Origin of the sequence: Microbacterium sp. NPDC058389 (assembly GCF_042722305.1) — a bacterium.
Classification (GTDB): domain Bacteria; phylum Actinomycetota; class Actinomycetes; order Actinomycetales; family Microbacteriaceae; genus Microbacterium.
In genome coordinates this window covers 98,774-111,137 of sequence record NZ_JBHXJQ010000004.1, presented here as the reverse complement: position 1 = coordinate 111,137, position 12,364 = coordinate 98,774, and the positions used below count along the sequence as shown (strand labels likewise).

At 72.2% G+C, this 12,364-nt stretch carries 12 protein-coding genes; all 12 read left to right on the top strand.

Annotated features, from left to right (window positions below; translation table 11 throughout):
* Positions 1-29 precede the first annotated feature (29 nt).
* The 12 genes from hemB to ACFWJ8_RS07305 all read left to right on the top strand — a co-directional run bounded on the left by hemB (position 30) and on the right by ACFWJ8_RS07305 (position 12,300).
* Positions 30-956, top strand: coding sequence for a porphobilinogen synthase (gene hemB, locus ACFWJ8_RS07360; protein ID WP_378810251.1), 927 nt, complete (start codon positions 30-32; stop codon positions 954-956).
* Entirely contained in the window at positions 953-2,266 is a 1,314-nt protein-coding gene (gene hemL / locus ACFWJ8_RS07355; protein WP_378810249.1) for a glutamate-1-semialdehyde 2,1-aminomutase, read from the top strand. Before hemB ends, hemL begins: the two co-directional genes overlap by 4 nt.
* 169 nt (positions 2,267-2,435) lie before the next feature.
* Positions 2,436-3,134, top strand: a complete 699-nt coding sequence (locus tag ACFWJ8_RS07350; RefSeq protein ID WP_378810247.1) for an ABC transporter ATP-binding protein — start codon at positions 2,436-2,438, stop codon at positions 3,132-3,134.
* Positions 3,131-4,456: an FtsX-like permease family protein gene (locus ACFWJ8_RS07345; protein WP_378810245.1), complete on the top strand. Its 1,326-nt coding sequence runs from the start codon at positions 3,131-3,133 to the stop codon at positions 4,454-4,456. The genes ACFWJ8_RS07350 and ACFWJ8_RS07345 overlap by 4 nt, the downstream gene beginning before the upstream one ends.
* A 150-nt stretch (positions 4,457-4,606) precedes the next feature.
* On the top strand, positions 4,607-5,338 hold the full coding sequence (locus ACFWJ8_RS07340) for an ABC transporter substrate-binding protein (protein WP_378810244.1): 732 nt from the start codon (positions 4,607-4,609) through the stop codon (positions 5,336-5,338).
* Positions 5,232-6,293 (top strand): ABC transporter substrate-binding protein, encoded by a 1,062-nt coding sequence (locus ACFWJ8_RS07335; RefSeq protein ID WP_378810242.1) that lies wholly within the window; start codon positions 5,232-5,234, stop codon positions 6,291-6,293. Before ACFWJ8_RS07340 ends, ACFWJ8_RS07335 begins: the two co-directional genes overlap by 107 nt.
* Positions 6,294-6,306: 13 nt before the next feature.
* The gene (locus ACFWJ8_RS07330; protein ID WP_378810240.1) at positions 6,307-7,284 is read left to right on the top strand and encodes an ABC transporter permease; all 978 of its coding nucleotides are present in this window, start codon (positions 6,307-6,309) and stop codon (positions 7,282-7,284) included.
* Positions 7,281-8,222, top strand: coding sequence for an ABC transporter permease (locus ACFWJ8_RS07325; protein ID WP_378810238.1), 942 nt, complete (start codon positions 7,281-7,283; stop codon positions 8,220-8,222). Before ACFWJ8_RS07330 ends, ACFWJ8_RS07325 begins: the two co-directional genes overlap by 4 nt.
* Positions 8,209-9,048 carry an ABC transporter ATP-binding protein gene (locus tag ACFWJ8_RS07320; RefSeq protein ID WP_378810237.1) on the top strand — a complete coding sequence of 280 codons (840 nt, stop codon included), beginning with the start codon at positions 8,209-8,211 and terminating at the stop codon, positions 9,046-9,048. Before ACFWJ8_RS07325 ends, ACFWJ8_RS07320 begins: the two co-directional genes overlap by 14 nt.
* Positions 9,045-10,076, top strand: a complete 1,032-nt coding sequence (locus ACFWJ8_RS07315; protein ID WP_378810235.1) for an ABC transporter ATP-binding protein — start codon at positions 9,045-9,047, stop codon at positions 10,074-10,076. The genes ACFWJ8_RS07320 and ACFWJ8_RS07315 overlap by 4 nt, the downstream gene beginning before the upstream one ends.
* The gene (locus tag ACFWJ8_RS07310) at positions 10,073-11,137 is read left to right on the top strand and encodes a sugar phosphate isomerase/epimerase family protein (RefSeq protein WP_378810233.1); all 1,065 of its coding nucleotides are present in this window, start codon (positions 10,073-10,075) and stop codon (positions 11,135-11,137) included. The genes ACFWJ8_RS07315 and ACFWJ8_RS07310 overlap by 4 nt, the downstream gene beginning before the upstream one ends.
* Positions 11,134-12,300, top strand: coding sequence for an ROK family protein (locus tag ACFWJ8_RS07305; protein WP_378810232.1), 1,167 nt, complete (start codon positions 11,134-11,136; stop codon positions 12,298-12,300). The genes ACFWJ8_RS07310 and ACFWJ8_RS07305 overlap by 4 nt, the downstream gene beginning before the upstream one ends.
* Positions 12,301-12,364 lie beyond the last annotated feature (64 nt).

Here is a 12,364-nt window from a genome sequence, read left to right as displayed (position 1 = left end):
GTCCCCGTCGCCTTCGCGCGACGCCCGCCATGCGACGTCTCGTCGCCGAGACCCGTCTGCACCCCGCCGAGCTGATCCTCCCCGTCTTCGTGCGAGAGGGCGCCGGTGCGCCGGTGCCGATCTCGTCCATGCCCGGCGTCGTCCAGCACACGACCGACTCGCTCAAGGGCGTCGTCGCGGATGCCGCGGCCGCCGGCATCGGCGGCATCATGCTGTTCGGCGTGCCCGAGCGCAAGGACGCCGTGGGATCCGGTGCGACCGACCCGGACGGCATCCTCAACGTCGCCACACGCGTCGCGGTCGCCGAGGCCGGCGATGCGCTCGTCGTGCAGACCGACCTGTGCCTCGACGAGTTCACCGACCACGGCCACTGCGGCGTGCTCGACGCGAACGGGTACGTCGACAACGACGCCACGCTCGAGCGCTACCGCGAGATGGGTGTCGCGCAGGCCGAGGCGGGCTCCCAGCTGCTCGGGCTGTCGGGCATGATGGACGGCCAGGTCGCCGCCGTGCGCGACGCGCTCGACGAGGCGGGCCACGCGAACACGCCGATCCTCGCCTACGCCGCGAAGTACGCGTCCGCGTTCTACGGCCCGTTCCGCGAGGCCGTGCAGTCCTCGCTCGAGGGCGACCGCCGCACCTATCAGCAGGACCCCGCGAACCGCCGCGAGGGCGCCCGCGAGCTCGACCTCGACATCGCCGAGGGCGCCGACATCGTCATGGTCAAGCCGGCGATGAGCTACCTCGACGTGCTGGCGGATGCCGCGGCATCCAGCCCCGTCCCGGTGTGGGCCTACCAGGTCTCGGGCGAGTACGCCATGATCGAGGCGGCCGCCGCCCACGGCTGGATCGACCGCCGCCGCGCGATCGAGGAGTCGGTGGTCGGTATCCGCCGCGCCGGCGCCGACGCGGTGCTGACCTACTGGGCCCTCGAGCTCGCGGAGTGGATCCGATGACGACGAACGCACAGGAGTTCGACCGCGCCCGCGGCGCCATGCCGGGCGGCGTGAACTCGCCCGTGCGCGCCTTCGGCTCGGTCGCCGAGACGCCCCGGTTCTTCGTGTCGGCGTCGGGACCGTACGTCACCGACGTCGAAGGACGCGAGTACGTGGACCTCGTGGGCTCGTGGGGGCCGGCGATCCTCGGGCACGCGCACCCCGCCGTCGTGAAGGCCGTCCAGGACGCCGCCGCCCACGGACTGGGCTTCGGCGCGTCGACCCCGGGCGAGACCGAGCTCGCCGAGCTCATCGCGGCCCGCGTCACGCGTGACGGCGCGCACCCGGTCGAGCGCGTGCGACTCGTGTCGACCGGCACCGAGGCCACGATGACCGCCATCCGCCTCGCGCGCGGCGCGACCGGGCGCGACCTCGTCGTGAAGTTCGCCGGCCACTACCACGGGCACTCCGACGGCCTGCTGGCCGAGGCCGGATCCGGCGTCGCGACGCTCGCGATGCCCGGGTCGGCGGGCGTGCCGGCGGCCATCGCGGCGCAGACCCTCGTCATTCCCTACAACGACCTCGACGCGGTGCGCGAGGTGTTCACGGCCCGCGGCGACGAGATCGCCACGGTGATCGTCGAGGCCGCGCCCGCCAACATGGGCATCGTGCCGCCCGCGCACGGCTTCAACGCCGCGCTCGCCGACATCGTCCACGCCCACGGCGCGCTGCTGATCCTCGACGAGGTGCTCACCGGCTTCCGCGTCGGTCCCGCCGGCTGGTACGGCATCGACCCGGTGCCCTTCACCCCCGACCTGATCACGTTCGGCAAGGTCGTCGGCGGCGGCCTGCCGCTCGCCGCGATCGGCGGCCCGGCGGCGCTCATGGAGCTGCTGGCGCCCCTCGGGCCCGTCTATCAGGCGGGCACGCTGAGCGGCAATCCGCTCGCCGTGGCCGCCGGGCGTGCGACGCTCGACCACCTCGACGAGGCCGCCTACGCCCGCATCGACGCCGCCGCGACCACGATCGCCGAGGCAGCGGCATCCGCCCTCACGGACGCCGGCGTCACGCACGTGCTGCAGCGCTCGGGCAACCTCTTCTCGATCCAGTTCGCCCCCCAGGCGCCGACCGACTACGACACCGTGAAGGCCCAGGAGGCGTTCCGCTACCCGCCGTTCTTCCGCACCATGCTCGCGCAGGGGGTGTCGCTGCCGCCGTCGGTGTTCGAGGCGTGGTTCGTGTCGGCATCCCACGACGACGCCGCCGTCGCGCGCATCCTCGCGGCACTCCCGGCGGCCGCCCGCGCGGCCGCCGAGGCGACGCCCGCCTGATCACCCGCCACGACGAAGGCCCGATCCCCCGGATCGGGCCTTCGTCGTCTGGCCGCGCGCGCCCGGGACCATGGGCCTCCTGCGGATCATCCGCGAGGATGACGGCGGGCGCGGCAGATCACTCTCCGGCCCGACGCGCCGTGCCCGCGACGCGCGGCACCGTGTAGGCATGAGTTCTTTCGTGATCGAGGCCACCGGCCTCGAGAAGTCCTTCGCCACGACCCGGGCACTGGCGGGGGTGACGCTCGGGGTGCGCGCCGGCGAGTCGCTCGCCATCATGGGCGCCTCCGGCTCGGGCAAGACGACGCTGCTGCACTGTCTGGCCGGCATCACCCTCCCCGACGCCGGGGCAGTCGCGTTCCACGGCCGCACAGGACGCGTGGGCGTGAACACGCTGAACGAGCGCGGCCGCTCGCAGCTGCGCCGCGAGGAGTTCGGGTTCGTGTTCCAGCAGGGTCTGCTGATCCCCGAGCTCACCGCCATCGAGAACGTCGCCCTCGCACTCATGCTGAACGGCATGCCGCGCCGCGAGGCGACGTCGCACGCCGCGGGCTGGCTCGCCGCCCTGGGCCTCGCCGGCATGGAGGATCGCCGCATCGGACAGCTCTCCGGCGGTCAGGCGCAGCGCGTGGCCATCGCCCGCGCGCAGGTCACCGGGGCGGCCGTCGTGTTCGCCGACGAGCCGACCGGCGCACTGGACTCGACGACCTCGGCCGACGTCATCGGCGCACTGCTGCACTCGACGACGGGACAGGGCCGCACCCTCGTCATGGTCACGCACGACGCCGACGTCGCCGCCCGCTGCTCGCGCATCGTCGAGGTGCGCGACGGCCGCATCGTCGGCGAGCGCGTCGGAGCCGCGGCATGATCGCGCGCGTCGCGTGGCTGCTCGCCCGGCCGGGCGCCGCGGGCACGGCGACGCTCGTGCTCCCCGTCACCGCGTTCGCGATCGTGACGACGCTGCTGCTCACGGTGCTCGGCGGCGCACAGTCGTTCTGGACCTGGACCGACGACATCGCGTTCAGCTATCAGCTGCTCGCCGTCATCGCGCTCGTGCTGCTGGTCGTGCCGCTGGCATCGCTCGGCGGAGCCGCGGCTCGGCTGTCGGCGCGGCGTCGCGACGACCGCCTCGCGACCCTGCGCCTGCTCGGCGCCACACCGGCCACCGTCTCGGCGCTGGCCGTGCTCGAGTCGACCGTGCTCGCGCTGGCCGGGGCGGTCGCCGGCGTCGCGGGCTACTTCGCGATCGTCCCCGCGCTCGCCCTCGTGCCGTTCCGCGGCGATCCGCTCGGCATCGGCGGCGTCGTGCTCGGCCTGCCCGTGATCGCGGGGACCGTGCTCGGGATCGCCGTGCTCGCGGCCGTCAGCGCAGTGCTCGGCCTGCGGCAGGTCGTCATCTCGCCGCTCGGCGTGCGCACCCGGCAGGATGCGCCGAAGCTGTCGTGGGTGCGCGCGGGCATCGCCGCGGCCGTGGTCGTCGTGTCGTTCGGGCTGATGAGCGTGCTGCAGGTCGCCGGCAGCGCGATGGTGATCATCGCGTTCCTCGCGGCCGCGTTCGGCGGAACCCTCGCGGTCCTCAACCTGGTCGGGCCGTGGGTCATCCGCCTCGTCGCGCAGCGCCAGGCACGACGGGCGAGCCGCCCCGCCAGGCTGCTGGCCGCGCGCACCGTCCTGGAGTCCCCGAAGGCCGCGTGGCGTCAGGTGTCGGGAGTCGCCATGACGAGCTTCATGGCGGTGTTCGCCGGCGTCGGCGTCGCGCTCGTCGACCTCACGGCCGGAGACGCGGGCATGGACGCCGCGTCGGCGCAGCTGTTCGCCGACATCCGCACCGGCATCCTCCTCACCGTGATCGGCTCGTTCCTGATGGTCGCCTGTTCGGTGGGCGTCAACCAGGCGGCCGGCATCCTCGACCGTCGCGACCTGTACCGCTCGCTCGACATGCTCGGGATGCCCGAGCGGACGATGGATGCCGCGCGCCGCCGCGCGGTCATGTCACCGCTGCGGCTGACCGCGGCCGGATCCGCCGTGGTCGCCGCCGTGGTGATGCTCCCCCTGACCGGAGTCACGCTGCTCGTCCAGCCCCTCGCGCTGATCGTCATCGCCGCGGTGCTGGCGGCGGGGATCGGCGTGGTGGCGCTGGGTCTCGTCGCGACCAGGCCGCTGCTGCGCCGTGCGGCGACGGAAGGCTGATCCGCGACGCCGCACACGCCGTGAAGTGGGCTCGTCCTGAGGGGCGGGCCCACTTTCTCGACCCCACCTCTGGTGCCGGACGACGCATTCGACTACTGTCTCAAACGTTCCGAGACAGTAATCCACAGCTCCAAGGAAGAAGGCGTCCCCATGACCAAGACACAGCGGTCCGGCCTGGCTCGTCGCAGCCTCGCCGGAGTCCTCGCCCTCAGCGCGGCGGTCGCGATGACCACAGCATGCGCACCGGCCGGCGGCAGCGAAGGCAAGTCGGCCACCACAGCGCTCTCGCTCGTCGCCGAGCCGCCCGGCGGGATGACGCGCACGTTCAACCCCTTCTCGCCCACCGCGCGGTGGGCGGCGAAGAGCGCGATGTACGAGCCGCTGATGATCGCCAACCCCGCCACCGGCAAGGACGAGCCCTGGCTCGCCACCGACGCGACATGGGATGCCGCCGGCACCGCGCTCACCGTCACGCTGCGCGACGACGTCACATGGTCCGACGGCGAGCCGTTCACCGCGGCGGACGTCGCGTTCACCTTCCAGCTGATGATCGACAACGAGGGCCTCGTCGGACCGGCCGACGAAGTGCTCGGACGACTCTCCGGCGTCGAGGCGACCGACGACAGCACCGTCGTACTCACCTTCGGCGAGCCGTTCGCGCCGGCACGCGATGCCGTCCTCGCCCAGTTCATCGTGCCCGAGCACACGTGGTCCGACGTCGCCGACCCGACGACGTTCCCCGACGAGAACCCCGTCGCGACCGGCCCCTACACGGGTGATCGAGAACTTCAGCGCCCAGATGTACACGCTGGGGCGCAACCCGAACTACTGGCAGAAGCTCGAGGTCCCCGAGCTGTCGCTGCGGTCCTACTCCGGCAATGACCAGATCAGCGCCGAGGTCGCGGCCGGCAACATCGACTGGGGCGGGCTCGTTCCCGACCCCGACAAGACCTTCGTCCCGCGCGACCCCGAGCACAACCACTACTGGTGGCCGCAGACCCGCTCCGTGAGCCTGCAGGTCAACACCACGAAGGGCGCGCTCGGCGACGCCGGCGTGCGCCGCGCGCTCTCGATGGCGGTCGACCGCGAGCGCATCATCGACCAGGCGGTGTGGGGCAAGTCCGACCCCGCCAACGCCACCGCGCTGCCCGAGGGCGGCTTCTCGACCTGGCTGGACGCAGACGTCGTCGACGAGTACGCCGACGCCGTCACGCTCGATGTCGATGCCGCCGCCGCGCTGCTCGACGACCTCGGGTACGCAGCGGATTCCGATGGCGTCCGCCACGCCCCCGACGGGACCGCGCTGGAGTACTCCATCGTGATCCCCACGGGCTGGAGCGACTGGATCACGGCCGCCCAGGTGGTGGCGCAGGATCTCACCGCGGTCGGCGTGAAGGTGGAGCTCCAGACGATCGCGTACGACTCGTGGGCCGACGAGGTCTACAACGGCGAGTTCGACATGACCCTGTACGGCATGCCGTCCTCCCCCAACCCGTACTCGTTCTACCTCGGCGCGATGTCGCAGGAGACGCTGGCGCCGATCGGCACGCAGTCCGTCGTCAACGCCCACCGGTTCGCCGACCCCGAGGCGACGCAGCTGCTGCAGGACTACACGGCGATCACCGACCCCGATGCGCAGGTCGCGGCGATGGCCGGCATCGAGGCGCGGTTCGCCGAGCTGCTGCCGCTCATCCCGCTGTACAACGCCCCCGACTTCGGGCTCTACACGACGACCCGCTTCGACGGGTTCCCGAACGAGGACGACCCGTACGCGCCGCTGTCGCTGCAGCTGCCGCAGAAGTCGCTGCTGGTGTTCCCGCACCTGCGGACGGTCTGACCGGCGGCATCCCTTGCTCCTCCTTCTCCGCCGACTGGGGTTCTACGCGATCGCCCTCCTCATCGCGATCGCCGTGAACTTCTTCGTGCCTCGGCTGGCACCCGGAGACCCTGCGTCCGCTCTCGTCGCCAAGCTCGGCACGGGAGCGGACCAGGCCTCCCTCGAATCCCTGCGCACGGCCTACGGCCTGACCGACGACCCGCTCGGCGTGCAGTTCCTGCAGTACCTGGGCAACCTGGCGACCGGTGACTTCGGCCTCTCGATCTCGCGGTTCCCGAGCCCGGTCACCGAGGTCATCAGCGGCAGCCTGGGGTGGACGGTGCTCCTCGGCAGCGTCTCGCTGATCATCGCCTACCTGCTGGGATCGACACTCGGCATCATCGCGGCCTGGTACCGCGGATCGTGGTTCGACCGCACCGTGCCGCCCGTGCTGATCTTCATCGGGTCCTTCCCGTACTTCTTTCTGGCGCTCCTGCTCGTGTACGTGTTCGCCGTCGGCCTCGGGTGGTTCCCGATCGGCCAGGCGTACTCGACTCCTCCGGAGTGGAGCTGGGAGTTCGTGGGCGACGTGCTGTGGCACATGGCCCTCCCCGTGACCACCGTGGTGCTCGTCACCGCCGGAACCTGGACGCTCAACATGCGCAACGCGATGATGTCGGTGACCAGCGAGGACTACCTCGCGCTCGCCGAGGCGAAAGGCCTCTCGGTCCGTGCGGTGGTGTTCCGCCACGGCGCCCGCAACGCCCTGCTGCCGTCCGTCACGCTCCTCGGCGGCATGATCGGGGCGGTCGTGGGCGGTCAGGTGATGGTCGAGATCGTGTTCTCCTACCCGGGCGTCGGCATGATCCTCATGAACGCGGTGAGCGCGCACGACTACCCCCTCATCCAGACGCTGTTCCTCATCATCACGGTGACCGTGCTGGCGGCGAACTTCATCGTCGACATCGTGTACGTCCTGCTCGACCCGCGCACCCGGGAGGTGACCGCATGACCGCCACGCTCGTCACGGTCCGCCGCGCGGGGACTCGCCGGCGGCGCATCCCGGTGATCGCGATCGTGGGCCTGGCCGTCCTCGCCGCGGCCTGCCTCGCTGCGCTGCTCGCACCCTGGCTCGCCCCGTATCCGCCGGACGTGCCGGCCGGTGCCGGCAGCCAGCCGCCGAGCCTGGAGCACCCGCTCGGAACCACCACGCAGGGCTTCGACGTCCTGTCCCAGCTCCTCTACGGCGCCCGGACCTCGCTCGGCGTCGGACTCGCGGTGGCCGGGATCACCACCGTCATGGGGCTCGTCATCGGCGTGATCGCCGCCTACCGCGGCGGCTGGACCGACTCGGTGCTGTCGCTGCTGACGAACGTGTTCCTCGTGCTGCCGGGGCTGCCCCTCATCGTGGTGCTCGCCGCGTTCCTGCCGCCAGGACCCAGCACGATCATCCTCGTGCTGTCGATCACCGGCTGGGCCTTCGGCGCACGCCTGTTCCGCTCTCAAGCCCTCAGCCTGCGCACGCGGGAGTTCGTGGCGGCCGCCGAGACGGCCGGCATGGGCCGGCTGCGGGTGATGGGCACGCAGATCGTGCCGAACATGGCCTCGATCATCGCCGCGTTCGTGGTGAACCAGGTGGTGTTCGCCATCACCGCCGAGGCATCCCTCGAGTTCCTCGGTCTCGGCGATCCGACCACCATCTCGTGGGGCACCATGCTGTTCTGGGCGCAGACCGGGTCGGCGCTGCTCCTCGGCAACTGGTGGGAGTTCGTCTTCCCCGGACTCGCCATCGCCCTCACCGCATCGATGCTGACGTTCGTCAACTACGCCGTCGACGAGACCAGCAGCCCGCGCCTTCAGGCCCGCGAGCTGGTGCACCGGTTCCTCGGGACGGGCACGCGCAGCTCTTCGCTCATCACCCCCGTGAGGAGGACGGATGCCTCGTCCTGACGTGTCCCCCGCGACACCGGCCGCAGCGGCCGACGTGCTCCGCATCGACGCACTCGAAGTCGGCTACGTCGTCGCCGACGGCGTCGCGCCGGCGGTGCGCGGCGTCGACCTGACCGTCCGCTCCGGAGAGCTGGTGGCCCTCGCCGGCGAGTCCGGCTGCGGCAAGTCGACCATCGCCCAGTCCGTCCTGCGGATCCTGCGACCGCCGGGGGTGATCACCGGCGGCCGGATCCTGCTGGAGGGCGAGGACGTCCTCGCGATGTCGCCCGCGCGACTGCGGCGCGTCCGCTGGGCACGGGCTGCGATCGTGATGCAGAACTCGCTGACGGCGCTCGACCCCGTCCACCGCGTCGGCGATCAGATCGACGAGGTGGTGCGCGCGCATCGCCGCGACCGCGGCGGCGGGCGCCACCGGACGACCGGCGAACTGCTGGAGATGGTCGGCATCGACGCACGCCGCGGCAGGGACTACCCGCACGAGCTGTCCGGCGGCATGCGGCAGCGCGCCGCGATCGCGATGGCCCTCGCCCTCTCGCCGTCGCTGATCGTGATGGACGAGCCCACGACGGCGCTCGACGTCGTCGTCCAGCGCGAGATCCTCGCGATGGTGACGGCGCTGCAGCACGAGCTCGGCTTCGGCGTGCTGCTGATCAGCCACGATCTACCGCTGCTCACCCGCTATGCCGACCGCATCGCGGTGATGAAGGACGGCCTCGTCGTCGAAGAGACCACACCTGCCGAGCTCGCGGTCACCGGGGGCCTCGACAGCTACACCCGCCGGCTGGTCGCCTCCGTGCCGCGACCGGGAACCTGGGAGGCCGCATGAACACCGTCGACATCTCATCGCCACCCGCGGCGGGGCCCGTCGTCGCACTCACCGACGTGACCAAGCGCTACCGCCGCCACGCGATCCCCGCCGTGTCGGACGTGGACCTCACGGTCGGCGCACGGCGCATCGTCGCGCTGGTCGGCGAGTCGGGCAGCGGCAAGTCCACTCTCGGACGCATGGTCGTGGGCCTGCTCGACCCGACATCCGGCGACGTGCGCGTCGACGCGGAGCCGGTCGTACCGGTCAAACGGCGGCGCCGCGCCCGGCCTCGCCGCGCGCAGATGGTGTTCCAGGACGTCTACGGCTCCCTCAACCCGTCGCAGGACATCGGGCGCCAGATCGAGGAGGCCTTCCTCTCGTCGCATCCCGGCTCGAGCCGCGGCGCGGCACGTGCACGCACGGCTGTCCTGCTGGCGCGCGTGGGGTTGAACCCCGACCTGTACGCCGCTCGACGCCCCGACGACCTGTCGGGCGGCCAGCGGCAGCGCGTCGGCATCGCACGGGCGCTCGCCGGAGACCCGTCGGTGGTGATCGCCGACGAGCCGATCAGCATGCTCGACGTCTCGATCCGCCGCGATGTGCTCGACCTCCTCGTCGGCCTGCGCGACGACGAAGGGGTCAGCGTGCTGTACATCACCCACGACCTGCTCAGCGCGGGGTACGTGGCCGACGACATCGTGGTGCTCTTCCGCGGCATGGTCGTCGAGCAGGGACCCGCACGGGAGGTGCTCGCCCGTCCGCGGCATCCGTACTCCCGACTGCTCGCCGGCTCGTCGCCAGGCCTCGGTCAGGAGGAGCGCGCCCGGGTGTTCCTCGAGGCCCCCCGGCCGCGGACGCCGTGGAACGGCGAGGGCTGCCCGTTCGCGCCGCGCTGCCCGTTCGCGCAGGAGCTGTGCCGCACCACCCTGCCCCCGCTCACCGTGACGGGTCGCGCGGGCGACGCCGCGACCACGGCCGCACGCTGCCACCGCCTGGAAGAACTGGACGCCCTCGTGGCGGCCCGAGAGGAAGAAGCCGACCGATGACGATCGACACCACCGTCCGCGTGGGACTGTGCGGACGCAAGTTCCCGGATGCCGCCGAGCTGGGTCCGCTGCGCCTGCTGCGCCGAGGCGCCGAGGCCGGACTCGCGGGGGTCTTCTTCCGCACCGTGCTCGATGTCACGCCGACCCTGGACCCCGGCGTTCTGCGCGACGTGCGAGCGCTCGCCGACGAACTCGGGATGTACCTGGAGATGGGGCTCGGCAAGATCAACCCGTACAACACCGCGGAGGATCCGTCGGTGCGCGCCGTCGGTGACGGCGACTACCTGCTCGGGATGACCCGCATGATCGAGGCGACGACCGAGATCGGCTGCGTCGATCTGTGGGCCGACACCGCGAACTACCAGCGCCACGAGTGGGGCGTGTTCGCGATCGACCGGTTCCGCACCGACACGACCTGGCCGGAGCAGCTGCGGGCCACCACGGCGTTCGCGCAGCGCCTCGTGCCCGTGCTGGAGGAACGGGACGCGCATCTGGCCGTCGAGACGCACGAGGAGCTCACCACCGATGAGCTGGTGCGCATGGGCGACGAGGTCGGCGAGCGGTTCGGGGTGACCCTGGATCTCGCGAACGTCGTCGTCCGCGGCGAGGACCCGGTCGCGGCGACACGTCGCGTCGCACCGCTCGTGCGCCAGACGCACATGCGCGACGTCGCGCTGTTCGCGACCCCGCAGGGCATCCGTCGCCAGATCCGCGCGTGCGGCGACGGCGTCATCGACTGGGTGGCGGTGCTCGGCGCGCTGCAGGCCGCGGGCAGGAACGTGAACCTCACCGTCGAGAACGCCACCGGGCGCGACCACAACGACATCCCCTTCTTCCTCCCGCAGTGGCAGGAGCAGCACCCGGATCTGCGGGTCGGCGAGGTCCTCGAGCTCGTGCGCCTGGCGCAGCGGTTCGAAGAGCTCGTGCGGGCCGGCGAGCGTCCGGGGAGCGACGACTACTACACCGATCCGTATCCTGCCGAGGCGCAGCTCGGTTTCGTGCAACGCTGTCGGGAAACGCTGACCGCGGACTGGCGGACGGCGGCCGAGGAGGCATCGTGAAGTACGGACCCCCGAGTGCTCTGCGCACCCTGAACGAAGGCGCGGTCCTGCACGCACTGTTCGAGCGCGGCGCCCTCACCCGCCCCGAGATCGAGGAGATCACCGGCCTGAGCAAGCCCGCCGCCGCACGGCTGCTGCTGCGGGTCGAAGAGGCGGGCATCGTGCGCCGGGCCGGCGAGAAGGCGAGCAAGCACGGCCCGGCCGCGGTGCTGTGGGACATCGTCGCCGACGCGAGCCTGGTCGCCGGCATCTCGGTGCGCGCCGAGCAGCTCTGGACCGACATCGCCGACCTGCGCGGCACGGTCGTCGCGAGCGCCGCCGTGCCGAACGAGGTCCGAGGCCCCGACGAGGTGGGACCGCAGGTGCGCCACGCCGTCGAGGCAGCGCTGTCGGGCACCGGCATCGCACACGATCGCGTGGCCGACATCACCCTCGGGCTCCCCGGCGTCGTCGAGCCCGTCGGCGGCCGGCTGACGCACGGCGCCCAGCTGCCGGCCTGGGTCGACGTCGACATCATCGGTGCCGTGCGGGCCGAGATGCCGCACGTCGACGTCTTCACGTCGAACGACGTGGCGCTGGTCGCGGTCGCGGCGCACGAGGTGGGCGAGTCCGCCGGGGCCGAGGACTTCGCTCTCCTGTGGCTCGACCGCGGCATCCGCGCCGTGTACGTGCGGCGCGGTGAGGTCCTGCTCGGCGCACACGGCTCCAGCGGCGAGATCGGCGCGCTGCCTGTCCCCGCAGGCATCCCCGGCGCCGCCGACCTGCCTCTCGCCGCCGTCCCGGGCACGCGGCTCGAAGAGCTGCTCTCTCCGGCGGCGGTCGCGGGGCTCGGCGACGACGTCGATGCGATCGCCGCACGTGTCGCCCTGGCGGGCGCGGTCGTCCTGGCCGCGTACGACCCCGACCTGATCCTGCTGGCGGGTTCGGTCGCGGACCGGTACGAGGGTCTGGCCACGGCGGTCCGCTCGGAGCTCACGTTCATGCCCAACGCCATCCCGCCCGTCGCCCACGCCCCGGGGGGAGCCCGTGCGGTGGCCACGGGCGCGATCCGGCTGAGCCTGCGCAACGCCCGCGCCCGCGCCCTCGGACAGGGCAGCTCGGCCGCCGCAGACGATGCGCCGCTGCAGCGCACCTACGGCCAGGCGCTGGCGGGACGCCGATGAGCACGGCAGCCGTCCTCGCCCGCAGGGCGACAGAAGTCCGACAAGAGAAAGCAGAGGAAGACAT

Bases quoted from the DNA above. Each gene is read 5' to 3' on its own strand.
- hemB (WP_378810251.1), top strand. From the start codon at position 30: ATGCGACGTCTCGTCGCCGAGACCCGTCTGCACCCCGCCGAGCTGATC.
- hemL (WP_378810249.1), top strand. From the start codon at position 953: ATGACGACGAACGCACAGGAGTTCGACCGCGCCCGCGGCGCCATGCCG.
- ACFWJ8_RS07350 (WP_378810247.1), top strand. From the start codon at position 2,436: ATGAGTTCTTTCGTGATCGAGGCCACCGGCCTCGAGAAGTCCTTCGCC.
- ACFWJ8_RS07345 (WP_378810245.1), top strand. From the start codon at position 3,131: ATGATCGCGCGCGTCGCGTGGCTGCTCGCCCGGCCGGGCGCCGCGGGC.
- ACFWJ8_RS07340 (WP_378810244.1), top strand. From the start codon at position 4,607: ATGACCAAGACACAGCGGTCCGGCCTGGCTCGTCGCAGCCTCGCCGGA.
- ACFWJ8_RS07325 (WP_378810238.1), top strand. From the start codon at position 7,281: ATGACCGCCACGCTCGTCACGGTCCGCCGCGCGGGGACTCGCCGGCGG.
- ACFWJ8_RS07320 (WP_378810237.1), top strand. From the start codon at position 8,209: ATGCCTCGTCCTGACGTGTCCCCCGCGACACCGGCCGCAGCGGCCGAC.
- ACFWJ8_RS07315 (WP_378810235.1), top strand. From the start codon at position 9,045: ATGAACACCGTCGACATCTCATCGCCACCCGCGGCGGGGCCCGTCGTC.
- ACFWJ8_RS07310 (WP_378810233.1), top strand. From the start codon at position 10,073: ATGACGATCGACACCACCGTCCGCGTGGGACTGTGCGGACGCAAGTTC.